We start from the raw sequence: 23,300 nt of genomic DNA, 5'->3' as shown, positions 1-23,300 counted from the left end.
ATCGGGCGAAAAACGATGGCATTGTCCACAGATTCCAGCGGCCGGACGGTCGCCCTGATCTGCGCGGCTGGCGGAGGGCTTCGCGCCGGTGCCGGCGCGCCGAAGCAGTACCGGCCGCTCGGCGCGCAACCGATGCTCGCCGTCGCGGCCCGCCTGTTTCTTGACCATCCCGACGTGGCGGAACTGAGGGTGATCATCGGGCGAGGCCACGACGACCCGTACCGCGACGCGATGGCGCCGTGGCTCGGTCATCCGAAGCTGGGCGAGCCCGTGCTCGGCGGCGCGACGCGTCAGGCCTCGGTTCACGCCGGATTGCAGGCGCTCGATCGCGACGTCGACATCGTCTTGGTCCACGACGCCGCCCGCCCCTTCGCGAGCGCCGCGCTGGTCTCCCGGGCGATCGCCGCCGCCCGCGCCCACGGCGGCGCCGTTCCCGGCGTCGCGGTGGTCGACACCGTCTGCGCGGTCGCCGCCGACGGCGAGCGCGGCGCCACGATCGACCGCGCCGGCGCGCGTGCGCTGCAGACCCCGCAGGCGTTTCGCCACGCGACGCTCCTCGCCGCCCATGCCCGCGCGGCCGCGGAAGGTCGCGAGGATTTCACCGACGACGGCGCGCTTTACGCCTGGGCGGGGCACAGGGTCGTCGTGTTCGAGGGAGAGGCCCGCAACGTGAAGCTCACCACCTCCGACCAGTTCGACGACGACCTGCTCCGGCGCGCCGGCGCCGAGTTCCTGGCCCGCGGCGACGTCCGCACCGGGACGGGCTTCGACGTTCACGCCTTCACGGCCGGCGACCATGTGACGATCGGCGGCGTGAAGGTCCCGCACGGCTTCGGCCTGTCCGGCCATTCCGACGCCGACGTCGTGCTTCACGCAATCACCGACGCGGTGCTCGGCGCGCTGGGCGACGGCGACATCGGCGCGCATTTTCCGCCGTCGGACCCGACCTGGAAGGGCGCCGACTCCGCGCAGTTCCTCGAGGACGCGGTCACGCGCGTGCGGGCGGCCGGCGGCGTCATCGCGCACCTCGACGTCACGGTGATCGGCGAAGCGCCCAAGGTCGGGCCGCACCGCGAGGCCATGCGGGCGCGGATCGCGGAGATCGCGGGCGTCGCCGTTGGCCGCGTCGGCGTGAAGGCGACGACCACCGAGCGGCTCGGCTTCGCCGGGCGCCGCGAGGGCCTCGCCGCCATGGCCTCCGCCACCATCCGCCTCCCCTTCAAGGACGATCTCGCATGAGCGCGACGATCTACGAGCTCGCCGAAGAGGCGCTTCGCCTCGCCCGCGGCGCGGGGCTGACGATCGCGACCGTCGAATCCTGCACCGGCGGGCTGGTGGCCGGCGCGCTGACCGAAGTGCCGGGCTCGTCAGACGTGGTCGACCGCGGCTTCGTCACCTATTCCAACGCGGCCAAGATGGCATTGGTCGGCGTGCCCGCGGAGCTGATCGCGGCGAAAGGCGCGGTCAGCGAAGAGGTCGCCGTCGCCATGGCCGAGGGCGCGCTTGCGGCCGCCGGCGTGGGCCTGACGGTCGCGATCACCGGCGTCGCAGGCCCCGGCGGCGGGTCGGCGGAGAAGCCCGTCGGGCTGGTGCACTTCGCGGCGGCGCGCGCCGGCCGGCCGACCCTGCATCGCGAGCGCCGCTTCGGAGACCTCGGCCGCGCCGAGATCCGCCGCCGCTCGGTGATCGAGGCGCTCGAGATGCTGCAGGAGGCCGCGGGCGCGACCGGATTCGCCTGACGGCGCCCGCCGGCTGCCTCAGCGTTCAGGCCATGCCGATCCGCGCCGCGTCGAACGGCGTCGTCTGGTAGATCTCGTTGATCCAGTTGCCGATCAGCAGATGCGCATGGCTGCGCCAGCGGTTTTCCGGCTCGCGGGCGGGGTCGTCGTTGGGAAAGTAGTTCAATGGAATCGCGTCGCCGAGCCCGGCGGCGAGATCGCGACGGTACTCGTCGGCCAACGACGTCGAATCGTATTCGAGGTGGTTGAACATGTGCAGCGACCGGTGTGCGGGATCATCCAGCAGGCAGAGGCCCGTGGCGTCGCTGTCCGCGAGCACCTCGAGGCCGCGGCCTTCCGGAAGATCCTCGCGCCGAACCTCCGTCCAGCGCGACACCGGGATGGAGAAGTCGTCGGAAAACCCGCGGAGGTAGGGCGAGGCCGGCGACAGGTTGCGGTGGCGAAACACGCCGAACGCCTTCGCGCGGAGATCGTGCTTCGGCAGCCCGTGGAAGTGATGCGCCGCCGCCTGGGCCGCCCAGCAGATGGTGAAGCAGCGGTGCACGTTCGTCTGCGTCCAGTCGAAGACGCGGCGCAGTTCGTCCCAGTAGGTCACGTCCTCGAACGGCAAGCGCTCCACAGGGGCGCCCGTGATGACGAAGCCGTCGAACCGTTCGGCCCGGACCTCCTCCCACGACCGGTAGAACGAGATCACGTGGTCGGCGGGCGTGTTGCGCGCCACGTGGTTCGTGATCCGGACGAGGGTCAGCTCCACCTGAAGCGGGGTGGCGCCGACCAGCCGCGCGATCTGGGTCTCGGTCTTGATCTTGTTCGGCATCAGGTTGAGCAGGCCGATCCTGAGCGGACGGATGTCCTGACGCACCGCGTCCGTCTCGCGCATCACCATCACGCCTTCGGCCTCGAGGGCGCGGAAGGCGGGCAGATCGTCCGGGATTCTGATCGGCATCGACGCGTCGTCCCTTAATGGTCGTGGGACAGACGCTGCGTGGCTGGATCCGTTTGGTTGCCGGTTCGGCCACATCCTCCCCTGCGGGAGAGCCACCTTGCCCGGAGAGGCAGGTTGGCGTTGGGCGTCGGCCCCAACTCTTGATGTGCGTCGGTCTTTAGGGAGATCCGCGCCGGCGCTCAAGAGCAAAGTTCGAGGCGACGACGCCTTGGCGGTCAATCCACCCGCTTCATGCCCTTGGCGAAGCGGCGGGCGTTCGCGACGTAGCGGCCGGAGGTCCCGAGCAGCTTGATCTCCCACTCCGGCCCGAGCGTCTTCACGACCTTGGCCGGCGACCCGACGATCATGGAGAAATCCGGAAACTCCTTGCCCTCGGTCACGAGCGCGTTGGCGCCCACGAGGCAGGACTTTCCGATCTTCGCGCCGTTCAGCACCGTCGCGCCCATGCCGATCAGGCTACCGGCCCCGATGGCGCACCCGTGCAGGATCGCGCCGTGGCCGACCGTGCAGTCCGGCCCGATGTCGAGCGGAAAGCCCGGATCGGTGTGGAGGATGCAGCCGTCCTGGACGTTGGAGCGCGCGCCGACAGTGATCGTCTCGTTGTCGCCGCGCATCACGGTTCCGAACCAGACGTTGGCGTCCTCCTCGAGCACGATCTTGCCCACGAGCACGGCCGTCTCCGCCACCCAGTACCGGCCGTTCGCGGGCGTCCGGGGGCGTTCGCCGTCGAGTTCGTACAGGGCCATGGCCGGCTCCCCTTTTCCAAACGTCACATGCCCAGCGCCGCCGCCCCCGAGAGCGCGACGGAGCCCAGCGCCAGGCTCCAGAGGCCGGCGAGCACCGTGCCGACGGCGACTCCGATCGCCGACCGTCGGCGGGCGCGAAGGGCGATAAGGTTGCGCGCCATCATGTACGGCGCGGCGACGGTCACAAGCGGCACCGCGACCACGGCCGTCGAATCCGGCGAGCGCAGCAGCCGAAAACTCGCCCGACGCGCGGTCGCCGCCTCGAAGGCGGAGGCCGCAAGCGCCGACAGGGCGAAGCCGAGGCAAAGAGTGAACAGGCTGGCGACGAAGGGCGACATGGGCCTCTCCCGACGACGGCGGGGCGCCGACGTTTGAGCCATGACGCCAGCAACATCCGGGCCGTCCCTGAATGGGACGAGGCCCGGCGGACCTCACTCGAGGTCGGTCTCCAGGATCGCCATCTGGAAATTGTAGGACAGATCGCCGTCCTCGTCGTCGCGGAACAGCACTCCTATGAACTCCTCGCCGAGATAGACCTCGGCGCTGTCGTCCTTGCGCGGGCGCGCCACGACGCGGACCGTCTGGTTCTGGAACAGGCGGCGCATGTAGCTCTGCACGCGCTCGATTTCGCGCTTTTCCAACGTCACCTCCCAGAGTGGACTGGCTTGACGCGCCGACGCGGACGGCCGGCGCGAGAGGCCGCACGCCTTGCCACGGGCGGCGGCGGGAGGCAAGGCGGCGCGAGCGACGACGGCGTCAGAGGCCAGCGTCGTAGAAGATGTGGTCCATGGTCCGCGACGGCTCCTTGCAGGGCGACGCGCCCACCACGCGGGCGGGGACGCCGGCGACGGTGGTGTTGGCCGGCACGTCCTGCAGCACGACCGAGCCCGCCGCGACGCGCGAGCAATGGCCGACCTCGATGTTGCCGAGGATCTTCGCGCCGGCGCCGATCAGCACGCCCTGGCGGATCTTGGGATGGCGATCTTCCGTGCTCTTGCCCGTGCCGCCGAGCGTGACGCCGTGCAGGATCGACACGTTGTCCTCGATCACCGCGGTCTCGCCGATCACGACGCCGGTGGCGTGGTCGAAGAACAGGCCGCGGCCGATGCGGGTCGCCGGGTGGATGTCGACCTGGAACACCGAGGACGAGCGGCTCTGCAGGTACAGCGCGAAGTCGTGCCGCCCCTCGGTCCAGAGCCAGTGCGCGAGCCGGTGGGTCTGGATCGCGTGGAAGCCCTTGAAGTGCAGCAGCGGCTCCAGCGCGCGGGTGCAGGCCGGGTCGCGCTCGACCACCGCCGCAAGGTCGGCGCGCACCGCCGCGGCGATCGTCGGATCGGCGGCGACGGCCTCGTCGTAGGTCTGGGCGATGATGGCGGACGAGAGGTCCTCGTGGCCGAGGCGCGAGGCGATGCGGTGGCCGACCGCCTGCTCCAGCCGCTCCTGGTTGATCACCGTGGCGACGAGGAAGCTCGCGAGCTCCGGCTCGCGCCGCAGCGCCTCCTCGGCCTCCGAGCGCACACGCGCCCAGACGGGGTCGAGGGTGAGCAGGTTATGGCTCTCGGCGCGCGCGAGCTTGGCCATGGCGTAAAACTCCGGGGGACCGCCGTTCCGTACGGCGGTTCTCTACCACACATGGTCTTGGCGCGCGCTGAAGAAAGGGCGAGGCGCCCATGCGCCTCAAGGGCGCCTGGACAGGAAGTCGACCACGCCCTGCTTGTAGACCTTGTCGCCGACCGCGCGGTTGTGGTCCCGGCGGGGGATTTCGAGCACCTCCGCGCCGGGGATCAACTTGGCGAGCGCGTGCGGATCGCCCGCGACGTCGTCCTCGGTCCCGACGGCGATCAGCACGGGCGTGGTGATGGTCCCGAGCTTCTCCGGGTCGACCAGCGAGCGCTGCGCCCGCATGCAGGCGGCGAGCGCGCGTCGATCCGCCCTGGTCGCCTCCGCGAAGCGCCGGAACATCTTGGCGGTGGGGTTCACGATGTCGTCGACGCTGTCGGCGAGCAGGCCTACGGCGATCTCATCCGCCGAGGGCGCGCCCCGCAGCAGCCCCTCCCCCATGCCGCCGATGATCGCGCTCCGCAGCCGCTCCCGGTTCCGGATCGCCATCAGCGACGTGACGCGCGCGCCCATGGAGTAGCCCATGACGTCCGCGCGGGCGATCTCGAGATGGTCGAGCAGCCGCAGCGCGTCCTCCGCCATCATGTCCGAGCCGTAGAACGCCGGATCGTAGAGCTTCTCGCTCGCGCCATGGCCGCGGTTGTCGATCGCGATCACGCGGCGGCCGTCGGCCTTCAGCAGGTCGAACCAGCCGGGTCCGACCCAGTTGACGTCGAGGTTCGAGGCGAAGCCGTGGATCAGCAGGATGGGATCGCCCTCGCCCTCGTCGCGGTAGGCGAGGTCGAGCCCATCGGAGGAGAAGGTCGGCATGGCGGCTCCGGTCGTGCGTGGGGGAGAGCGAGGCGTCGAGGGGCCGCGACCCTAACCGCAGCCGAGGTTAGACGAAAGCCGGGGGACCGCTTGTCCGCGCCGCGCAAACCGCCTAATCCGAAGCGCAGGCTGCACGACGATCGAGGACCCGCGCCCATGGCCGACCACGGAACCCCGCATTTCGCCAACGACGCCGGCGTGAGCGTCATCCACATCGGGGCGAAGGAGTTCCAGTGCATCGGCGCGAAACCGCCGTTCGACCACCCGCACGTCTTCCTCGACATGGGCTCGGACGACGAGATCATCTGCCCCTACTGCTCCACCCTCTACAAGTTCCGCGCCGACCTGCACGCCGACCAGTCCGACCCAGCGGCCTGCCTGTGGAAGGCGCCCGCCGCGGCCTGACGCGGACGTGACCCGTCCGGTCCTGATCGCCGGCGCCGGCATCGGCGGCCTGACGCTCGGGCTGGCCCTCGCGCAGCGCGGTCTCTCCAGCGAGATCTTCGAACGGGCTCCCGCGCTCGACGAGGTCGGCGCCGGCGTGCAGCTCGCGCCCAACGCGAGCCGGATCCTCGACGGGCTGGGCCTCGGGCCGGCGCTCGACGCCGTATCCTGCCGGCCTGAGGGCGTCGCGATCTCGGACGCGCCGAGCGGCAGCCGGCTGAAGACGCTGCCGCTCGGCGCCGCCGCCGAACGGCGCTGGGGCGCGCCCTACCGGGTGATCCACCGCGCCGATCTGCAGGCGGCGCTCAGCGCCGCCGTGGACGCGAACCCGTCCCTCCGCCTGACGCTCGGCGTCCGGGTCCTGACCGCCGGCGACGGCCTGGACGGCGCCTCTCTGGAGATCGAGACCGGCGGCGAGCGCAGGACGGTCGACGGCTCCTTCGTCGTCGGCGCGGACGGCCTCCGCTCGGTCGTGCGGCAGGCCGTAAAGCTTCCCGAAGCCGTCCGCGCTACCGGTCTTATCGCCCATCGCACGGTGCTGACGGCCGAGGCGCTGCCGGAGGCCATCCCGCTCACGCATGTCAGCGTCTGGCTCGCGCCCGGCGCGCATATGGTGGTCTATCCCGTTCGCGCGGGACGCGAGGCCAACGTGGTGCTGATCGGAGCGCTCGGCGCGACGACCCCGGAGGAGCGCGTCGCACGCTGGGCGGCGCCCGCCCGCAAGCTCGTCGCAGCCGCCCCGCGCTGGACCGAATGGCCGCTGTTCGACCGCGCACCGGCCGCGCGCATGCGCCGGGGACGGGTCGCGCTGATCGGCGACGCCGCCCACGCCGCCCTGCCCTCGCTCGGCCAGGGCGCGGCCTTCGCGATCGAGGACGCGGCCGTGCTCGCCCGCGTGCTCGGCGACGGGGCCCCCGATCCCCTCGCGGCCTACGAAACCGCGCGGATCATGCGCGCCATGCGCCTGCCCGAAGCCTCGCGCCGCCAGATCGCGATCGACCACATGGGCGGCCTCGCCGCGCGGGCCCGCAACCTGGCGCTGGCGGCGACGCCGGCCTCCGCGCTTCTGCGCGGTCTGGACTGGATCTACGGCTGGCGCGACGGCTGAGCGACGACAAAGGGGAAAAGCGAATGACGAACTACGCCGCCCGCGGCGACCAGCTCATCAAGGCCTTCCCCGAGCGCATCGCGGCGCCTCCCGCCTTGTTGCTGGCGTTCGCCGACTGGCTGGCCGCCCGCCCCTGGGGCTCGGTCGGATCGTTCGATCTTTCCCCCGGCTGGTCCGACCACATGATCTTCGGTGGCGAGCGCTTCTTCCGCCAGTTCGCGTTCGTCGTCCGGCTGCCGGACGGCTCCCGCGCCGGCTACTGGCTGCGCGACGACCGCCCGCTGGAGCAGGCGCCGATCGTGCTGCTCGGCTCGGAGGGCGAGGCCGAAACCTGGGCCCCGGATCTTCCGAGCTTCCTCGTCCGGCTCGCGACCGCGGACTTCGACGACAGCGGCCCGGCGAGCGACCTGATGCCGGGCTCTTACGACGCCGGTCCGAACCTCCGGGGCGAGCTCGCGGGCTGGCTCGGCGCGCGGCTGGGCGCGTCCGGCGCCGACCGGCTGAAGCGGCCGCGGCCGGGCGAACCCGACGCCTTTCGCGACTGGTATCTGACCGGTGCGCGTGAGCCCGAGACCGACCTCGCGCACGATCCGGACACGCAGGCGATAACAAAACTGCTGGAACGCTACCGGCCTCCCGCCTCCGCGCAGCCATGGGAGGTGACGACGCTCTCCGTGGGCTGGGCGGGCGATCAGGTCGAGATCGTGAACGCCTCGGCCGGCCACGGACCCGTTCCCGAGAAAGACGCCCTGCTGCCGCACCTCGCCGCGCTGCGCCGGAGAGCCGCCGAGCGCACGCCCGGCGTGGGGCTGTGGCACCACGCCTGGATCACGCTCGCGAATGAGGACCCCGCCCGGCTCGACGCAAGCTACCTGTTCGAGCCGAAGTTCTTCCTCGGCCAGCCACCGGCGGAGGCGTTCCGGGCCGACCAGCGGAGCGCCCCACGCGCCGCGCGACGCATTCCCGACTGGCTGGCGACCCTGCTCGCCTGAACGCCGTCACTTACCGTCCGAAAAGCCCTTGAACGTGACGTCGGGGGCGCTGGTGTTGTGCTTCGAGGGCTCGACGCGGTCGAAGCGCACCTCGGTGGTGCTGGCGCTCTTGAAGTCCATCACCGGCTCCACGAACAGCCCGCCTTCCATCCGCCAGTTCACCCGCGCCGTGTCGGCGTTGTCGGACGTCACGAACATCGAGCGGATGCCGGCGAAGGGCGCGAGCTTGTCGCCGGCCGGCAGCCCGTCGAGCTTGACCTCAAGTGTGACCCCGTCCCGTTCCGCCTTCGCGACCTTGAGTTCGCCCACGCCGCCGCGGGCGTAGGTCATGCGGAAGGTCAGCGTCTTGGGATCGATCTCGAGCTTCGAAACGTCCACGATCGGCCGGTGCTGCTCCTCGATCGGCCCGAGCAGGAACGAGGTGCCGTAGGCCGCCTCCGGGAACTTCGCCGGCGGGATCGGCTTCGCGCGCCAGTAGCCGTCGAAGGGGTAGAACACGAGGTATTCGACGAACTTGCCGTCGACCTTCTTCAGCGCCTGGATCAGGTGGATGTCGCTCTCGTCGACGTTGCCGACGACGACCTCCGCGCCCCGCGCGCGCCAGCTCACCTCGTGGGTGAAGCCCAGGATCTTGGTGTCGGCGTCCTCGTAGAGCGTCAGCGTCTTCGGTTTGAACTTGAACTTCGGGTCGTCCTTCATCGCGTCGCAATGGTCGAAGTTCGGCGCGGTGTCGTCCTTCTCGAGGCTCTCGAGATAGACCGGCGGGGTGACCTCGATGGCGAAGCGGCCGACGTCCGCGCCCGTCATCGTGTAGTAGACGTTGTCGAATTCGGCGCACTGGGTCGGATGGCTGCGGTTCTCGACCAGCGCCCGCGCCTCGGCGCCGGAGGCCGGGGCGGCGAGGCTCAGGCCTGCGCCCGAGAACGCGAGGATCGCAGCGGCGAGACGGGCAGTCGAATTGCGCACGTCGAGGGTCTCCGGCGGTTGACGTCGGTCAAGGGCTTTCGTCGGCAGAATAGCGCCTTAGCGTCCGCCGGCGACCCGTATGTTCGCGCCCGTCACGTAGGACGCCGCGTCCGACAGCAGCCAGACGATCGCCTCGGCGGTCTCCTCCGCCGTTCCGGCCCGGCCGATCGGGATGCCCGGGGCCATCCGCTCGAGCCGGTCGGGCTGGCCGCTAGCGGCATGGATTTCGGTCTCGATGAGCCCCGGCGACACGGCGTTCACGCGCACCCCCTCGGCGGCGAGCTCCCGCGACAGCCCGATCGTCAGGCTGTCGATCGCGCCCTTGGTGGCGGCGTACCAGACGAACTCGCCGGGCGATCCCAGACTGGCCGCCGCCGACGATAGATTGACGATGGAGCCGCCCTGCCCACCGCGCGCGGTGGAGAGCGTCCGGGCGGCCTCGCGCGCCACGAGCAGCGCGCCGGTGACGTTCAGCGCGACGACGTCCTTGAGCATGTCCGCTGCGGCGTCCGCGAGTTTTCCGGCGGGCGCGCCGGTGATCCCAGCGTTGTTGACGACGCCTCTGGCGGGCCCGAGCGCCGACTGCGCCATGTCGAACAGGTTGCGCACGTCGCTTTCGATCGCGACGTCGCCCTGCACCACGGTCGCCTTGCGGCCGAAGGCGCGAACCTCGTCCGCCACCTTCTCCGCCGCCGCCTTGTCGCGGGCGTAGTTCACCGCGACGTCCCAGCCGTCCCGCGCCGCGAGCCGGCAGACCGCCGCGCCGATGCCGCGGCCGCCGCCGGTGACGATCAACACCTTACCCTGGTCGTTCACTGCAGCGCCCTCGCCTTTGCCGAACGTCGCGAGCGGCTTCGCTCTCGACGATCCTTGGGTATCGCGCGGCGCCGACGCGCCGTCGGAGCGACATACACCCGCCGTGACCCAGCGCAAGGCGCAGAGGTCCCCGCCGGCCGATCACAACGCCGTCGACTTCCTCAGACCGGACGTCGAAATTTCTCGCTCGGCGCGTCGCAGGCGCGAGACTTTCGGCCGACGCCGCGCCATCTAGGTCGCGGAACCGCGCAAAGCGCGAAGGGACGGGACGCAGCCATGAAAGACGCCATGACAGCCGACGTGGCCGTGGTCGGCGGCGGCCCTGCGGGGCTGCTCGCCGCGCTACTCTGCGCCCGCGCCGGCGCGTCGGTGGCCCTGATCGCCGCGCCGCTTCCCCTCGACGCGCGAACCACCGCGCTGCTGGACCGGTCGGTGGCCGCTCTGCGCGACGCCGGACTCTGGGAGCCGCTTGCGGCCGCGGCCGCCCCCCTCCGGAAGCTCCGGGTCATCGACGGCGGCCGGCGGCTGGTGCGCGCGCCGGAGGTGCTGTTCGACGCGGCGGAGCTGAAGCTCGAAGCCTTCGGCTGGAACGTGCCGAACGTCGCCCTCGTGGCCGCGCTCCGGGAGGCGCTCGCCGCCGAGCCGACCGCGACCCTGATCGACGCCGCGGCGGTCGCCAGCCGCCCGGGCGAGGACGACGTCGAAATCGAGCTGGCCGACGGACGCGTCGTGCGCGCCGCGCTCGCGATCGCCGCGGACGGCAAGCGCTCCCTGATGCGGGAGGCGGCCGGCCTCGCGCTGCCGCTGACGCCGCGGTCGCAGACCGCCCTCGCCTTCACCGCGGACCATGAGCGGGACCACGACGGCGTCTCGACCGAGATCCACTTCGAGGAAGGCCCGTTTACGCTCGTGCCGATGCCGGGCGGGCGCCGCTCCAGCGTGGTGTGGGTCGTCCGCCCCGCGCAGGCCGAGGACCTCCAGGCGCTGTCGCCCGAAGCCTTCGGCGAGGCCGCGACCCATCGCGCCGGACGGCTGCTCGGCGCGATGACGCCGGTCGGCCGAGTCGGCGCCTTCCCCATCGCCGTCGGCGCCGCGCCGCGGCTCGCGGGCCGCCGCACGCTTCTCGTCGGCGAGGCCGGCCACGCCCTGCCGCCGATCGGCGCGCAGGGGCTGAACCTCGGCGTCCGCGACGCGGTCGCGGCCGCCGACCAGGTCGGGCGCGCCATCGCCGCGGGCCGCGACGTCGGCGGTCTGCCGACGCTCGCCGGCTACATGCGCGACCGGGCGACGGACGTCTGGTCCCGCACGCTCGCGACCGAGGGGCTGAACCGCACCCTCACCTCGGCGCATCCGTCGCTGCACGCGGTGCGCGGCGCCGGGCTCGCGGCGCTTCAGGCGATCGGCCCGCTCCGGCGCTTCGTCATGCGTCAGGGAATTGGCGGCGCCGCCTGAGGGCTCACGGCAGCATGCCGTGGACCACGAGGTAGAGCATGCCCGTCACCGTCAGCACGGACAGCACCGTGCCGACCAGGATCACGCTCGAGGCGCGCTGCACGTAGGTCTCGTACTGGCTCGCCATCACGAAGATGTTGAGCGCGGGCGGCAGCGAGGCCATCAGCACCGCTGTCGACACCCAGATGCGGTCGAAGCCGCCGACCAGCGTCAGCAGCGTGAACACGATCAGCGGGTGCACCAGCAGCTTGATCGCGAGCAGCGCCGGAAGCTCGCCCGGGATGCGCTTCAGCGGCCGCAGGGCGACGGTGACGCCCAGCACGAACAGGGCGCAGGGCGCCGCTGAACCGCTCAGAAGCCGGACGATCTCATCGATCGGTCTGGGCGGGACATAGTGCAGGTAGGCCGCGATCCCGCCGGCGAGCGTCGCCAGATTGAACGGGTGCAGCGCGACGCGCCGCACCACCAGCGCCGCCGTCGCCCACAGGCTCTCCCGCTTGCTCGCCGCCACCGACATCAGGAAGGGGACGAGCGTGAAGAACAACATGCAGTCGAACACGAAGATCAACGCCGTGGGCGCCGAGGCGGCCGGTCCGAGCGCGGCCAGCGTGAGCCCCGGCCCCATGTAGCCGACGTTGGAGTAGCTGCCGCCCATGGCCTGGATCGTCGCCTCGGGGATCTTGCCGCGGGCGGCGATCATCCCGACGCCGAAGGACAGCGCGAAGGCGAGAAATGTCGAGGTCGTGGTGACCGCGATGAAGCCGACGTTCGCCAGCTCCTCGAACGGCGTGCGCGAGATCAGAACGAAGTAGAGCGCCGGGACCGCCACATAGACGATGTAGACGTTGAACCACTCCAGTCCCTCGACCGGCGACTTGAGCAGGCGGCCGCAGGCGAAGCCGAGGAAGATGAGCCCGAAGAACGGCAGGGCGAGGCCGGCGACGTCCGCCATGCGGTCCAACAGGCTCGTTGCGGCCCGGCGAGCCGCTTGACGTGCGGCTAACGCCTTTGCCAAGAGGGGTCAACGCCGCGAGACGAATGTCAGACATCCAGCCCCCCGCGCTCCCGCCGTCCCCGCCTCAGCCCCCCCGCGGGCCGCGACGCCGGAAGCGGCGCAGCCGCCTCCGCAACGCGCTCGAAGCCGCGGGCGTGCGGCTGATCGCAGGCCTGTGCCGGCTGCTCGGCCTCGACGCCGCGTCGGCCGTGTCGGGCGCCGTCTGGCGCACGCTCGGTCCCTTCAACCGCCGCCACCGGCGGGCGCTCGCCAATCTCGCCCAGGCGTTTCCCGAGAAGACCCCGGCCGAACGCGAGCGCATCGCCCGCGCGGCCTGGGAGAACCTCGGCCGCACCATGGCGGAAGGCTTCCTGCTCGACCGTCTGCTCGCCCTGCCCGATCGCTTCGACGACCGCGCCGTCCCCGTCTTCGCCGCGGCGCGGGCGGAGGGGCGCGGGCTCGTCGCCGTCTCCGCCCATTACGGCAACTGGGAGCTCGGCGCGAAATCGGTCGTCGAGGCCGGCTTCCGGCCGATGGCGGTCTACCGCGCGGTCGAAAACCCGCACGTCGACGCACTGGTCCGCACGGTGCGGGAGCCGCTCTACCCCGGCGGGCTCGTGTCGAAGGGCCCCGAGGCCCCGCGCAAGCTGATCGGCCACGCCCGGTCGGGCGAGGCGGTGGTGATCATGGCGGACCTGCGCGACGGAAACGGCGTCGAGGTCCCCTTCTTCGGGCGCCCCTCGCGCTCCACCCCCTTCCCCGCCATCGTCGCTCGGCTGCTCGACGCGCCCCTGATCGCCGGCCGCGTGGTCCGGACCAAGGGCGCGCGCTTCGAGATGCTGTGCGAGCGGATCGAGGTGGCCCGGACCGGCGACCGCGACGCCGACGTGCTGGCGACCACCGCGGCGGTGACCGCCCTGTTCGAACGCTGGATCCGCGAGCGACCCGAGCAGTGGATGTGGAGCATGGGCCGCTGGCGCTAGCTCCGCTGCGACGAAAGCAGCGTTGCGCCGCAGCATGGGCGCGGGGAATGTGCCGGCGTCCCAGCCCACTCGCCCGAAAGGCCGTCCGCTCATGATCGTTCCGAGCGCCTACTACCGCCCGCTCGCGCTCGGCGCGCCCGCGCCCTTCCGGGAACCGCCGGTCAAGGTGGAGCGGATGATCCACTTCGTGCCGCCCCACGTGGAAAAGATCCGCAACCGCGTCGGCGAGCTCGCGACCCAGGTCGACGTCGTGCTCGGCAACCTCGAGGACGCGGTGCCGGCGGACGCCAAGGAGGCGGCCCGCGCGGGCTTCATCGAGATGGCGAAGGCCAACGACTTCGGCGCGGCCGGCCTCTGGATCCGCATGAACGCGCTCGACAGCCCCTGGGCGCTCGACGACGTCATCGAGATCGTAGGCACCGTCGGCGACAAGCTCGACGTGATCATGCTGCCGAAGGTCGAGGGCGCGTGGGACGTGCACTACCTCGACCGCCTGCTGGCGCAGCTCGAGGCCCGCTACGAGATCAAGCGGCCGATCATGATCCACGCCATCCTGGAGACGGCGCAGGGCGTGATGAACGTCGAGGAGATCGCGAAGGCGAGCCCGCGCATGCACGGCATGAGCCTCGGCCCCGCCGACCTCGCCGCCTCGCGCCGCATGAAGACCACCCGCGTCGGCGGCGGCCATCCCGGCTACGGCGTGCTGACGGACAAGGAAGGCGACGCGCCCCGCGCCTTCTACCAGCAGGACCTGTGGCACTACACGATCGCCAAGATGGTGGACGCCTGCGCCGCGAACGGCATCAAGCCGTTCTACGGCCCGTTCGGCGACTTCTCCGACGGCCCGGCCTGCGAGGCGCAGTTCCGCAACTCCTTCCTGCTCGGCTGCGTCGGCGCCTGGACGCTGCACCCCTCCCAGGTCGCGATCGCCAAGCGCGTGTTCTCGCCGGACGTGGAGGAGGTGAAGTTCGCCAAGCGCATCGTCGACGCCATGCCGGACGGCACCGGCGCGGTGATGCTCGACGGCAAGATGCAGGACGACGCCACCTGGAAGCAGGCCAAGGTCATCGTCGACCTCGCCCGGCAGGTGGCGGAGCGCGAGCCGGAGATGGCGGCGGCTTACGGCCTCTGAACCGATCGCGCCTGTCCGGCGTATGTGACGCGGTCGGACACGATCGCGTCGCAATACCGTCGCATGCCATTGACTTGGGGCCGCCGTCGCGATCCTTTCCGCGTCCCGAAGCGAGACGTAACGTCGTCATGGCCGCCCGCGCACAGTATCGAAACGCCAGGTTCAAGATCGGCGAAGTGGTCCGCCACCGCGTCTATCCCTTCCGGGGCGTGATCTATGACGTCGACCCGACCTTCTCGAACACCGAGGAGTGGTGGCAGGCGATTCCCGAAGACGTGCGTCCGGAGCGGGACCAGCCGTTCTACCACCTCCTCGCCGAGAACGCGGAGACCGAGTACGTCGCCTATGTCTCGGAGCAGAACCTGCTGCCGGACACCACCGGGGAGCCGGTGCGGCACCCGCAGGTGGAGGCGATCTTCGAGCGCTCCAGCGACGGCTCCTACCGCGTCCGCCGCGACGTCCGGCACTGACGGCGCGCGTCGCGCCTGACCGTCCTAATCTGTCTGCGGTCGCCCTCCAAGCCGGGACCTGCCGTCCCGGCATCGAGGCGGGACCCGGGGGTGCGAGGCCGGCCGGTAGTCGGACATCCCCCCAAACGAAAAACGCGCGGCCCGGAGACCCGGACCGCGCGTTCGTCAGTCGTCGTCGCGGGCGCGAGCCCGCGGGATCACTGCTGCTTGACGGGAGCCTGGCCGCCCGGCGCAGGCGTCGCGGTGGGGGCCGCGCCCTGCATCTGCAGCTTGTCGCGGGCCTCTTCGGCGCGCTTGTTCATCTCGGCGTTCAGGCGATCGCGCTCCTGCTGCACGACCTTCGGGTCGAGCGCCGGGCCGTCGTAGGCCTTGCTGAAGCCGGAGAGGCTGATCGGGAAGTTCACCGTCTTCGCCTGCTGGTTCATGGCCTGGACCACGAGGTTGTTGCCCTTCTTCACGTTGGCGAAAAAGGCGTCGGTCACCTCGACCTCGGCGTAGCAGGCGTTGGGGAAGCAGATCGAGTACTTGCCCGTCACCGGCTGGTTCTGGTCGACCGCGACGCGGACGCCGGGCTGGATCAGCAGGCCGGGGGGCACGGCGGCGAGGAAGAAGCGCTTGCTCTCGCCGCTCACCTGGCGGATCGCGATCGAGGCGACGGTCTGGCCGGTGTCGGCCTTCACGTCGCGGGAGGTGAGGCACACCTCCTTCTTCGCCTGCGGATCGGTGTTGCAGATCTTCATCCAGTTCGGCTGCTGGGCCGCGGGCGGCGTCGCCGGCATCGGACCCGGACCTTCGGCTTGAGCCGGAGCCTGCTGGGCCTGAGCCGCGGGCGCCTTCTTCTCCTGCGCGAACGCCTGCGACGTCAAAGCGACGGAGGCGATCGCCGTGGAGATGGCGGCGACGCGGGAGTACCTACCAAGATTCATGAGCGTTCCCTTCATGTCGTTCGAGACGACCGTCGCATCGGCGGCCGCGCGGATCAGGTGGCGTCAGCACGTGCGCCGAGATGCGCGAAGCCGAGCGTTTCTAACGCGAAGACGTCGCTGTCTGTCCAGCAAATGCGGCGACAGAGTGGCGCTTTGTGCTCCGTCGCCGCCTCGTCCGGGCGCGCTTCGCGGTTGTGATACGCTCTTTCTCGTGATTTGCGAATCGGACCCCGCGTCGGACCCTTACCGAATGCCGACACGATCCGACAGATGTCCGCGGCGCCGACTTTCGCAGATGCTGGCGGCGGTCGCTCTCGCCGCCGCCCCGTGGTTCGCCGCAAGCGGACCGGGCGCAGCCGAGGAGCCCGTGCTGCGCGCCGGCGTCGCGATGCACGGCGCGCCGGCGCTCGCCCCCGGTTTCGACCACCTCCCTTACGCCAATCCCGACGCGCCGAAGGGCGGGCGGGTGACCTACGGCTGGCTCGGCGCCTTCGAGACGCTCAACCCCTTCGGCTACCGCGGCACGCCCGCCCAAGGGCTGAAGGCCAACGTCTACGAGAGCCTGCTCGCGCGGTCCTACGACGAGCCGTTCTCGCTCTATGGGCTGATCGCGGAGAGCGTGGAGCTGCCCGACGACCGCAGCTCGATCACGTTCCACCTCAATCCCAAGGCCCGGTTCTCCGACGGCGAACCGATCACCGCCGACGACGTCATCTTCACCTTCGAGCTGTTGCGCGAGCGCGGCCACCCGTCGTTCCGCACGAACTACCGACGCGTGCGCTCCGCCTCCGCGGAGGACGAGCGCACGGTGCGCTTCGACCTGACGGGTTCCGACGACCGGGAGATGCCGCTGATCCTGGGGCTGATGCCGGTGCTGCCCCGGCACGCGATCGACCCCCAGACGTTCGAGGAGACGAGCTTCCGACCGCTCGTCGGGAGCGGGCCCTACGTGGTGAGCGACGTATCCCCCGGCCGCGCCGTGACGTTCCGGCGGGACCCGAACTACTGGGGCGCGGACCTGCCGGTGAACCGCGGCCTGAACAACTTCGACGAGATCCGCTACGACTACTACCGCGACGCCAACGCGCTGTTCGAGGCCTTCAAGGCCGGGCTGGTCGACGTCCTGCCCGAATCGGACCCGATCCGCTGGACGACCGGCTACGACTTCCCCGCCGTGCGCAACGGCGACGTCGTCCGCGACGAGCTGAAGACCGGCCTGCCCTGGGGCATGAGCGCCTTCGTGTTCAACACCCGCAAGCCGCTGTTCGCCGACATCCGGGTGCGCGAGGCGCTCGCCGCGCTGTTCGACCACGCCTGGATCGACCGCAACCTCTACGGCGGCGAGACGGTGCGGACCTCGAGCTACTACGAAGGCTCCGAGCTCGCCTCTACAGGACACGCCGCCGACGCCCGGGAGCGCGCGCTGCTCGCGCCGTTCCCCGGGGTGGTGCGGCCCGACGTGATGGACGGGACATGGCGGCCCTCGGCCAGCGACGGCTCCGGCCGCGACCGCGACCAGCTCCGCCGCGCCCTGGAGCTTCTGGCCTCGGCCGGCTGGACCGTGCGCGACGGCGAGCTGCGCGACGCGGCCGGCGCGCCGTTCCGCTTCGAGATTCTTGTGAGCAGCAAGGACTTCGAGCGCCTGTCGCTCGCTTATGTCGGCGCGCTGGAGCGCGCCGGCATCCGCGCGACCGTGCGGCTGGTCGACTCCACACAGGCTTTCCGGCGGCTGCAGACCTACGACTTCGACATGATTCCCTACAAATGGGTCTCGACCCTCTCGCCTGGCGCCGAACAGAAGAAGTACTGGAGCGCCGCCGCCGCGGACACGCCGGGCGAGCGGAACTACATCGGCGTCAAGCAGCCGGCCGTCGACGCCATGATCGAGGCCCTGCTCGCGGCGCGGGAGCGGGACGACTTCGTCTCCGCCGCGCGGGCGCTCGACCGGGTTCTGCTTTCGGGTTTCTACGTGGTCCCGCTGTTTCATCTGAAGGATCAGTGGATCGCGCGCTGGCGGCGAATCGAACGACCCGATACGACTCCTTTGTACGGCGCGGCGTTCGAGACTTGGTGGCGCGCCCCAGCTTCGGCGGACCGACCGCGCCCCTGACCTTCCGGATCCGGCCCATGCGCCTTCCCGCAGCTTCGAACGACCCTCTCCCCAACCCGGTCGCAGGACGTTCGACGCTGGATGAGGTGCTCGCCCACAACGCCGCCGGCCACCCGGACGGCCGCGCGCTGGTGGACGCCGCCCTGCCGTTCGCCGGCTCCTGGCGGGAGGCGGACCGGGCTGTCTCCGCGCTCGCCGCGCGCTTCGCCGCCTGGCGGCTGAGCCCGGACGCCACGGTCGGCGTGCAGATGGGGTCGAGCCCCGAGGGCGCGCTCGTTATCGCCGCGCTGTGGCGCGCCGGGCTGATCCCCGCCTTGCTGCCCCTGCCCTGGCGGCGGCGCGAGATCGCGGCCGCGCTCGACGCCGTGCGCGCCGAGGCGATCGTCGCGGTCACCGAACGCTCCGGCCTGAAGGCCGCGGAGAACGCCTGCGAGGCGGCCGTCGGCCTCGAACGCATCCGCTTCATCGGCTCGTTCGGCGCGAACCCGCCGGACGGCGCGACGCCGCTCGACGGGGCGCTCGTCGAATCCGCGCCGCCGTTCGAGCGGGCGGGCCGGCCGGACGACGCCGCCGACCATGTGGCGGTGATCAGCTTCGAACTCGGCGCCGTGCCCGTCGCCCGCACCCACAACGAGCTCGTCGCGGCGAGCCTCGGCACGCTGCTCGCGTCGCAGCTCGACGCCTCCGGCCGGCTGTTGTCCACGCTCGACCTCGGCGGCCTCGCCGGCGTCGCCACCGGCCTCGCGCCCTGGCTGCTGGCGCGGTCCGCCGCGACCTTCCACCAGGCCTCGACCACCGCCGCCTTCGCCGCCGCCGCGCGCGCCCTGGACGCGACCCACGTCGCGGCGCCCGGCCGGGCGCTGGAGCGGCTCGTGGGCGACGGCGCGCTGGGCGGGACCATGCCCGACGCGCTGATCGCCGTCTGGCGCGCGCCCGATCCCCGCAGCGGGGCTTCCGCCTCCGGCCTGACCACGGCCGCGACGCTGGTCGACGTCACCCTGTTCGGCGAGCTCGGCCTCTTCTCCGCCGCCCGCAAGGCGCCGACCCGGCCCGTGGCGACGGCTCTCGGCCCGATCGCGCCGGAGGGGCTCGCGCCCCTGATCGAGACTCAGATGACGCCGGACGGACGGCTGCTGGTGCGCGGCCCCGCCTGCCCCGGCGGGCGCTTCCTCGCCGCCGGCGGGGCGCGGCTGACGCACGACGCCGACGGCTTCGTCGACACCGGCCTCGTTGGCATCGCCGACCGCGCCGCCGGCCGGATCTCGCTCGGCGGCCGACGCCGCGGCGTGGCGCAGGTGGGCGGCGTCGCGCTCGCGCTGTCCGAGGCGGACGCCGCCATGGCCGCCGTCGGCCTGCCCGGGTCGGTCTCCGTCGAGGACGACGCTGTGCTCGGCGGCAGGCTCAGGCTCGAGGGCACGGGCGGCCGGAGCGTCACGGAGCTGGAAGCGGCGGAAGCGCTCGCCGAGGCCGGTTTCGGCGCCGGGTTCGCGCCGCTCACGGCCCCGCTCGAACGGGCGCGCCTGACCGCCTGACGCGCGGATCGGCCCCCGGCCGGACGCGCGAGGGTTCCGTCCGGCGCCCGACGCGCCTATATCCGGCCGACGCGTCCCCGATTTGAAAGCGTCCGCCGTGGCTTCCGAACCTCTCACCATCGACGTCTTCGCCGATCCCGTCTGCCCGTGGTGCTGGCTCGGCAAGCGGAGGCTCGACGCCGCGCTCGCCGCCCGGCCGGACATCAACGCCGAGGTGCGCTGGCGGCCCTACCAGCTCGACCCCTCGGTGCCGCCCGAGGGCGCGGACCGGGCGGAGTATCTCGAGGCGAAGTTCGGCGACGTCGCGCGCGTCCGCGCGACCCACGAGCAGCTCGTCGCCATCGGCCGCGACGAGGGCGTCGCCTTCCTGTTCGGCGAGATCGAGCGCTTCCCCAACACGCTCGACTGCCACCGCGCCATCCGCCTCGCGGCGGAGGAAGGCCTGATCGCGCAGGGCGCCTTCATCGAGCAGCTGTTCGAACTCTACTTCACCGAGGGCGAGGACATTTCCAGCCCCGACGTCATCGCGCGCGCGGCCGACGAGGCCGGGCTCGACGTCGAGACGCTGATGGAGCGGCTGGAGTCGGACGACGACTCCGAGGACGTACGCGACGAGATCGAGCGCGCCCGCGCCATGGGCATCGACGGCGTCCCCTGCTTCATCTTCGCCGGCAAGCTGGTGGTCATGGGCGCGCACCCGCCGGAAGTGCTGGTGGAGGCGATGGACCGCGCGCTGGGCGACGAGGACGACAGGAGTGATTAGAACAAGAGCTTACGTCGCGATATTGGCAATCATTTCGTTATCGATGGCAGATCCGGCTTCGAGCTATGAGAAGACACAGATGCAGGTTTTCCATTCCGTCTCTGACGCAATTCAAGCCATAAAATCCTATAACGGAGCACCAGAAGAGTTCGAGCTGCGCGTATCGAACGAGCTCCTCGACCCCGTCGGCATCAACATGGCTATTATTACCGACGAGATACTGGCTAGAGACTGGACGCCGAACGGTTACGAGCAGTTTGATGAGTTCCGTCTCTTCCGCTACCGGTCCGACGCCTCCGACTGACATCGGCATTGGTCACGGGAACAGCGCGAGCTGCCCTAGACCCTCGGTCTCCGGGAAACCGGAGATCAGGTTCATGTTCTGCACGGCCTGGCCCGAGGCGCCCTTCACCAGATTGTCGAGCGTCGAGATGACGATCGCCCGGTCCGGCCCGCGGTCGGCGATCACCCCTAGCTGCACGTTGTTGGAGCCGCGCACATGGCGCGACTGCGGGACCTTGCCGAACGGCAGCACCTGCACGAAGGGCTCGCCGGCAAAGGCCGCGCCCAGCGTCTCGTGCAACTGCTCGGCCGTCGCGCCGGCCTCGAGCGTCACGGTGATGGTCGCGTAGATGCCGCGGTTCATCGGGATGAGCTGCGGCGTAAAGGTCGCGAGCGACGGCCGGCCGGCGGCCTTGGCGAACTCCTGATCGAGCTCGGAGGTGTGCCGGTGCTTGCCGACGCCATAGGCGTGGACGCCCTCGGACACCTCGGAGAACAGCATCTCCTCCTTGGCCGCCCGCCCGGCGCCGGACATGCCGGTGGACGAGACGATTACGATCTGGGCCGGATTGATCAGCTTCGCCTTCAGCAGCGGAACCAGGGGCAGGATCGAAGTGGTGGAGTGGCAGCCGGGGTTCGCCACCAGACGCGCGCCGCGGATCGCCTCGCGGTTCAGCTCGACGAGGCCGAAGGCGGCCTCCGCCTGCAGCTCCAGCGCCTGATGCGCGTGGCCGTACCACGTGGCGTAGGCCTCCGGGTCGGACAGCCGGAAGTCGGCCGAGAGGTCCACGACCTTCAGCTCGGGCTTCTTCGCGAACAGGTCCTTGATCACGGTCTGGGTCGTGCCGTGGGGCAGCGCGCAGAACACGAGGTCGATGGCCGCAAGGTCAAGCTCCGCGATGGTGACGAGCCGCGGCAGGTCGAGCCCCGCGAACTGCGGAAACACGTCCGCCATCGCCTGCCCCGCCTTGCGGTCGGCGGTCAGCGCCCGGATCGCCACGCGCGGATGGCGCGCGAGCAGGCGCACCAGCTCGGAGCCGGTGTAGCCGGAGGCGCCAAGGATCGCGACGTTCAGGGGGGCGGTCATCGTCTCAAGCCTTACGTTGAAGCCATCCTCGCCTCCGCGGAGCGAAGAGCCGGGATCGTCAGCAGAACAGCCCGTTATCACATTTCGCGCGGCGTCGGGATGACGGCTGTGCGTGCTTCGAGGCGCCGGCCTGCGGTCGGCTCCTCAGCATGAGGAGGTTTTCCTATCCAGCCTCAGGATGTCGCCGCGTCACGCTCCATCTCGTCGTCATGCACCGGCTTGTCCGGGGCATCCACTCATCCGCCGTGAGCCGTCGCCAACCTGGATCCCCCGGACAAGCCGGGGGATGACGTCGCGGCTTGGGCTATCCCGACTCTGAAAGACGGGAGCCCGGCGCTCAGATCTCGACGACCACCCGGCCGCGGACCTTGCCCTCGAGAATGGCTTCGGCCGTCGGCACGATCTCGTCGAAGCTGATCGTCTTCGTCATGGCGGCGAGCTTGGCGCGGTCGAGATCCTTGGCGAGGCGGCCCCAGGCCTCGATGCGGATCGGCTTCGGCACGGTCACGCTGTTGATGCCGAGCAGCGACACGCCGCGCAGGATGAACGGCGCGACGGAGGTCGGCAGGTCCATGCCGGCGGCCAGCCCGCAGGCGGCCACCGCCCCGCCGGACTTGGTCTGCGCGATGGCGTTCGCGAGCGGCACCGAGCCGACGGAGTCGATCACGCCGCCCCAGATCTCCTTCTGCAGCGGCTTGCCCGGAGCGGCCAGCTCCTCGCGCGGCAGGATGCGCGCGGCGCCGAGGTCGCGGAGGTAGCCGGCCTCGCTCTCGCGGCCGGTCGAGGCCACGACCTCGTAGCCGAGCTTCGCCAGCAGGGCGACCGCGACCGAGCCGACGCCGCCCGCCGCGCCGGTGACCAGCACCGAACCGCGCTCCGGCGTCACGCCGTGCCGCTCCAGCGCCATCACGCACAGCATCGCGGTGTAGCCGGCGGTGCCTACCGCCATGGACTCGGCCGGCGTGAGGCCCTCGGGGAGCGGCACGAGGTAGGCGGCGGGAACCCGCGCGATTTCCGCGTAGCCGCCGAGGTGGGTCTCGCCCACCCCCCAGCCGTTCAGCACCACCTCGTCGCCGACCTTGAACTCGTCGGTCGTGGAGGCCGTCACCTTGCCGGCGAAATCGATGCCCGGGATCATGGGAAAGCGGCGCACGACCGGCGACTTGCCGGTGATCGCGAGCCCGTCCTTGTAATTGACGGTGGAGTGGGACACCCGGACGACGACGTCGCCGTCCATCAGCTCGGCCTCGTCGAAGTCGACCGTCGAAAGGGTCTGGCCGGCGTCGCCCTTGTCGATGCGCAGCGCGCGGAAGGTGGACATGTCGAGCTCCTGACGTGTGACGTTCGGGTGAGGCCCTAGATAGAGGGCCGCCCCCCGTTCG

25 protein-coding genes and 1 riboswitch are annotated in these 23,300 nt (G+C 71.1%); of the genes, 13 read left to right on the top strand and 12 right to left on the bottom strand.

Features of this window, described 5'->3' with window-relative positions; genetic code table 11:
* Nucleotides 1-15 precede the first annotated feature (15 nt).
* Nucleotides 16-1,239, top strand: coding sequence for a bifunctional 2-C-methyl-D-erythritol 4-phosphate cytidylyltransferase/2-C-methyl-D-erythritol 2,4-cyclodiphosphate synthase (locus JOD31_RS17345; RefSeq protein ID WP_204951695.1), 1,224 nt, complete (start codon nt 16-18; stop codon nt 1,237-1,239).
* Entirely contained in the window at nt 1,236-1,739 is a 504-nt protein-coding gene (locus JOD31_RS17340) for a CinA family protein (protein WP_204951694.1), read from the top strand. The genes JOD31_RS17345 and JOD31_RS17340 overlap by 4 nt, the downstream gene beginning before the upstream one ends.
* 25 nt (nt 1,740-1,764) lie before the next feature.
* On the opposite strand, the gene JOD31_RS17335 is transcribed toward JOD31_RS17340, so the two are convergent.
* From JOD31_RS17335 to JOD31_RS17310, 6 genes are all read right to left on the bottom strand, one after another.
* On the bottom strand, nt 1,765-2,685 hold the full coding sequence (locus tag JOD31_RS17335) for a homoserine O-succinyltransferase (RefSeq protein ID WP_204951693.1): 921 nt from the start codon (nt 2,683-2,685) through the stop codon (nt 1,765-1,767).
* Nucleotides 2,686-2,728: 43 nt separating this feature from the next.
* Nucleotides 2,729-2,837: riboswitch (SAM-I-IV-variant riboswitch) on the bottom strand.
* A gap of 63 nt (nt 2,838-2,900) precedes the next feature.
* Entirely contained in the window at nt 2,901-3,431 is a 531-nt protein-coding gene (locus JOD31_RS17330; protein WP_204951692.1) for a gamma carbonic anhydrase family protein, read from the bottom strand.
* Nucleotides 3,432-3,454: 23 nt separating this feature from the next.
* Nucleotides 3,455-3,769 (bottom strand): DUF6949 family protein, encoded by a 315-nt coding sequence (locus tag JOD31_RS17325; protein ID WP_204951691.1) that lies wholly within the window; start codon nt 3,767-3,769, stop codon nt 3,455-3,457.
* 93 nt (nt 3,770-3,862) lie between these two features.
* Nucleotides 3,863-4,072 (bottom strand): DUF3126 family protein, encoded by a 210-nt coding sequence (locus tag JOD31_RS17320; protein WP_204951690.1) that lies wholly within the window; start codon nt 4,070-4,072, stop codon nt 3,863-3,865.
* A 115-nt stretch (nt 4,073-4,187) separates the two neighbouring features.
* The gene (gene cysE, locus JOD31_RS17315) at nt 4,188-5,012 is read right to left on the bottom strand and encodes a serine O-acetyltransferase (protein ID WP_204951689.1); all 825 of its coding nucleotides are present in this window, start codon (nt 5,010-5,012) and stop codon (nt 4,188-4,190) included.
* A 96-nt stretch (nt 5,013-5,108) separates the two neighbouring features.
* Complete coding sequence (locus JOD31_RS17310) at nt 5,109-5,861, bottom strand: alpha/beta fold hydrolase (protein ID WP_204951688.1); 753 nt, start codon at nt 5,859-5,861, stop codon at nt 5,109-5,111.
* Nucleotides 5,862-6,017: 156 nt separating this feature from the next.
* On the opposite strand from JOD31_RS17310, the gene JOD31_RS17305 reads away from it, so the two are divergent.
* Genes JOD31_RS17305 through JOD31_RS17295 form a run of 3 tightly spaced genes read left to right on the top strand, consistent with a single transcriptional unit; the run spans nt 6,018 to nt 8,405 of the window.
* On the top strand, nt 6,018-6,266 hold the full coding sequence (locus tag JOD31_RS17305; protein ID WP_204951687.1) for a zinc-finger domain-containing protein: 249 nt from the start codon (nt 6,018-6,020) through the stop codon (nt 6,264-6,266).
* A gap of 7 nt (nt 6,267-6,273) precedes the next feature.
* Nucleotides 6,274-7,413, top strand: a complete 1,140-nt coding sequence (locus tag JOD31_RS17300) for an FAD-dependent monooxygenase (RefSeq protein ID WP_204951686.1) — start codon at nt 6,274-6,276, stop codon at nt 7,411-7,413.
* Between the two features lie 23 nt (nt 7,414-7,436).
* Nucleotides 7,437-8,405: a hypothetical protein gene (locus tag JOD31_RS17295; RefSeq protein WP_204951685.1), complete on the top strand. Its 969-nt coding sequence runs from the start codon at nt 7,437-7,439 to the stop codon at nt 8,403-8,405.
* A gap of 6 nt (nt 8,406-8,411) precedes the next feature.
* Here JOD31_RS17295 and JOD31_RS17290 read toward each other — a convergent pair whose 3' ends face one another.
* Nucleotides 8,412-9,371, bottom strand: a complete 960-nt coding sequence (locus JOD31_RS17290) for a hypothetical protein (RefSeq protein ID WP_204951684.1) — start codon at nt 9,369-9,371, stop codon at nt 8,412-8,414.
* Nucleotides 9,372-9,428: 57 nt separating this feature from the next.
* Complete coding sequence (locus JOD31_RS17285; RefSeq protein ID WP_204951683.1) at nt 9,429-10,187, bottom strand: SDR family oxidoreductase; 759 nt, start codon at nt 10,185-10,187, stop codon at nt 9,429-9,431.
* Nucleotides 10,188-10,463: 276 nt separating this feature from the next.
* Between JOD31_RS17285 and JOD31_RS17280 the strand changes: the two genes are divergently transcribed.
* A complete protein-coding gene (locus tag JOD31_RS17280; RefSeq protein WP_204951682.1) occupies nt 10,464-11,639 on the top strand; it encodes an FAD-dependent monooxygenase in 1,176 nt (391 codons plus the stop codon).
* Nucleotides 11,640-11,643: 4 nt separating this feature from the next.
* Here JOD31_RS17280 and JOD31_RS17275 read toward each other — a convergent pair whose 3' ends face one another.
* Nucleotides 11,644-12,591, bottom strand: coding sequence for an AEC family transporter (locus JOD31_RS17275; RefSeq protein WP_204951681.1), 948 nt, complete (start codon nt 12,589-12,591; stop codon nt 11,644-11,646).
* A gap of 86 nt (nt 12,592-12,677) precedes the next feature.
* Between JOD31_RS17275 and JOD31_RS17270 the strand changes: the two genes are divergently transcribed.
* The 3 genes from JOD31_RS17270 (at nt 12,678) to hspQ (ending at nt 15,218) form a co-directional block, all read left to right on the top strand.
* Nucleotides 12,678-13,616, top strand: a complete 939-nt coding sequence (locus JOD31_RS17270; RefSeq protein WP_271206214.1) for a lysophospholipid acyltransferase family protein — start codon at nt 12,678-12,680, stop codon at nt 13,614-13,616.
* Nucleotides 13,617-13,707: 91 nt separating this feature from the next.
* On the top strand, nt 13,708-14,748 hold the full coding sequence (locus JOD31_RS17265) for an HpcH/HpaI aldolase/citrate lyase family protein (protein WP_204951679.1): 1,041 nt from the start codon (nt 13,708-13,710) through the stop codon (nt 14,746-14,748).
* 128 nt (nt 14,749-14,876) lie between these two features.
* A complete protein-coding gene (hspQ, locus tag JOD31_RS17260; RefSeq protein WP_020185538.1) occupies nt 14,877-15,218 on the top strand; it encodes a heat shock protein HspQ in 342 nt (113 codons plus the stop codon).
* Between the two features lie 197 nt (nt 15,219-15,415).
* On the opposite strand, the gene JOD31_RS17255 is transcribed toward hspQ, so the two are convergent.
* Nucleotides 15,416-16,159, bottom strand: coding sequence for an invasion associated locus B family protein (locus JOD31_RS17255; RefSeq protein WP_204951678.1), 744 nt, complete (start codon nt 16,157-16,159; stop codon nt 15,416-15,418).
* A gap of 280 nt (nt 16,160-16,439) precedes the next feature.
* Between JOD31_RS17255 and JOD31_RS17250 the strand changes: the two genes are divergently transcribed.
* The 4 genes from JOD31_RS17250 (at nt 16,440) to JOD31_RS17235 (ending at nt 20,853) form a co-directional block, all read left to right on the top strand.
* Complete coding sequence (locus tag JOD31_RS17250) at nt 16,440-18,254, top strand: extracellular solute-binding protein (RefSeq protein WP_204951676.1); 1,815 nt, start codon at nt 16,440-16,442, stop codon at nt 18,252-18,254.
* Nucleotides 18,255-18,271: 17 nt separating this feature from the next.
* Nucleotides 18,272-19,786 carry an AMP-binding protein gene (locus JOD31_RS17245; protein ID WP_204951675.1) on the top strand — a complete coding sequence of 505 codons (1,515 nt, stop codon included), beginning with the start codon at nt 18,272-18,274 and terminating at the stop codon, nt 19,784-19,786.
* A 97-nt stretch (nt 19,787-19,883) separates the two neighbouring features.
* Nucleotides 19,884-20,549 (top strand): DsbA family oxidoreductase, encoded by a 666-nt coding sequence (locus tag JOD31_RS17240; RefSeq protein ID WP_204951671.1) that lies wholly within the window; start codon nt 19,884-19,886, stop codon nt 20,547-20,549.
* Nucleotides 20,550-20,628: 79 nt separating this feature from the next.
* Nucleotides 20,629-20,853 (top strand): hypothetical protein, encoded by a 225-nt coding sequence (locus JOD31_RS17235; RefSeq protein WP_204951670.1) that lies wholly within the window; start codon nt 20,629-20,631, stop codon nt 20,851-20,853.
* Between the two features lie 12 nt (nt 20,854-20,865).
* Here the strand turns inward: JOD31_RS17235 and argC are convergent, their stop codons facing one another.
* Together argC and acuI are read right to left on the bottom strand one after the other, a co-directional pair.
* Complete coding sequence (argC, locus tag JOD31_RS17230) at nt 20,866-21,918, bottom strand: N-acetyl-gamma-glutamyl-phosphate reductase (protein ID WP_204951668.1); 1,053 nt, start codon at nt 21,916-21,918, stop codon at nt 20,866-20,868.
* A gap of 337 nt (nt 21,919-22,255) precedes the next feature.
* Complete coding sequence (gene acuI, locus JOD31_RS17225; protein WP_204951666.1) at nt 22,256-23,239, bottom strand: acrylyl-CoA reductase (NADPH); 984 nt, start codon at nt 23,237-23,239, stop codon at nt 22,256-22,258.
* Nucleotides 23,240-23,300: the final 61 nt, after the last annotated feature.

It is taken from the genome of Methylopila capsulata, from assembly GCF_016907975.1.
Lineage (GTDB): Bacteria > Pseudomonadota > Alphaproteobacteria > Rhizobiales > Methylopilaceae > Methylopila > Methylopila capsulata.
The sequence above is the reverse complement of the archived record's forward strand: the minus strand, read 5'-3'. Positions and strand labels throughout refer to the sequence as shown.

Bases quoted from the DNA above. Each gene is read 5' to 3' on its own strand.
- JOD31_RS17280 (WP_204951682.1), top strand. From the start codon at position 10,464: ATGAAAGACGCCATGACAGCCGACGTGGCCGTGGTCGGCGGCGGCCCT.
- JOD31_RS17335 (WP_204951693.1), bottom strand. From the start codon at position 2,685: ATGCCGATCAGAATCCCGGACGATCTGCCCGCCTTCCGCGCCCTCGAG.
- cysE (WP_204951689.1), bottom strand. From the start codon at position 5,012: ATGGCCAAGCTCGCGCGCGCCGAGAGCCATAACCTGCTCACCCTCGAC.
- JOD31_RS17295 (WP_204951685.1), top strand. From the start codon at position 7,437: ATGACGAACTACGCCGCCCGCGGCGACCAGCTCATCAAGGCCTTCCCC.
- JOD31_RS17235 (WP_204951670.1), top strand. From the start codon at position 20,629: ATGCAGGTTTTCCATTCCGTCTCTGACGCAATTCAAGCCATAAAATCC.
- JOD31_RS17345 (WP_204951695.1), top strand. From the start codon at position 16: ATGGCATTGTCCACAGATTCCAGCGGCCGGACGGTCGCCCTGATCTGC.
- argC (WP_204951668.1), bottom strand. From the start codon at position 21,918: ATGACCGCCCCCCTGAACGTCGCGATCCTTGGCGCCTCCGGCTACACC.
- acuI (WP_204951666.1), bottom strand. From the start codon at position 23,239: ATGTCCACCTTCCGCGCGCTGCGCATCGACAAGGGCGACGCCGGCCAG.
- JOD31_RS17255 (WP_204951678.1), bottom strand. From the start codon at position 16,159: ATGAAGGGAACGCTCATGAATCTTGGTAGGTACTCCCGCGTCGCCGCC.
- JOD31_RS17340 (WP_204951694.1), top strand. From the start codon at position 1,236: ATGAGCGCGACGATCTACGAGCTCGCCGAAGAGGCGCTTCGCCTCGCC.
- hspQ (WP_020185538.1), top strand. From the start codon at position 14,877: ATGGCCGCCCGCGCACAGTATCGAAACGCCAGGTTCAAGATCGGCGAA.
- JOD31_RS17305 (WP_204951687.1), top strand. From the start codon at position 6,018: ATGGCCGACCACGGAACCCCGCATTTCGCCAACGACGCCGGCGTGAGC.
- JOD31_RS17250 (WP_204951676.1), top strand. From the start codon at position 16,440: ATGCTGGCGGCGGTCGCTCTCGCCGCCGCCCCGTGGTTCGCCGCAAGC.
- JOD31_RS17310 (WP_204951688.1), bottom strand. From the start codon at position 5,861: ATGCCGACCTTCTCCTCCGATGGGCTCGACCTCGCCTACCGCGACGAG.
- JOD31_RS17245 (WP_204951675.1), top strand. From the start codon at position 18,272: ATGCGCCTTCCCGCAGCTTCGAACGACCCTCTCCCCAACCCGGTCGCA.
- JOD31_RS17275 (WP_204951681.1), bottom strand. From the start codon at position 12,591: ATGGCGGACGTCGCCGGCCTCGCCCTGCCGTTCTTCGGGCTCATCTTC.
- JOD31_RS17265 (WP_204951679.1), top strand. From the start codon at position 13,708: ATGATCGTTCCGAGCGCCTACTACCGCCCGCTCGCGCTCGGCGCGCCC.
- JOD31_RS17330 (WP_204951692.1), bottom strand. From the start codon at position 3,431: ATGGCCCTGTACGAACTCGACGGCGAACGCCCCCGGACGCCCGCGAAC.
- JOD31_RS17325 (WP_204951691.1), bottom strand. From the start codon at position 3,769: ATGTCGCCCTTCGTCGCCAGCCTGTTCACTCTTTGCCTCGGCTTCGCC.
- JOD31_RS17270 (WP_271206214.1), top strand. From the start codon at position 12,678: ATGTCAGACATCCAGCCCCCCGCGCTCCCGCCGTCCCCGCCTCAGCCC.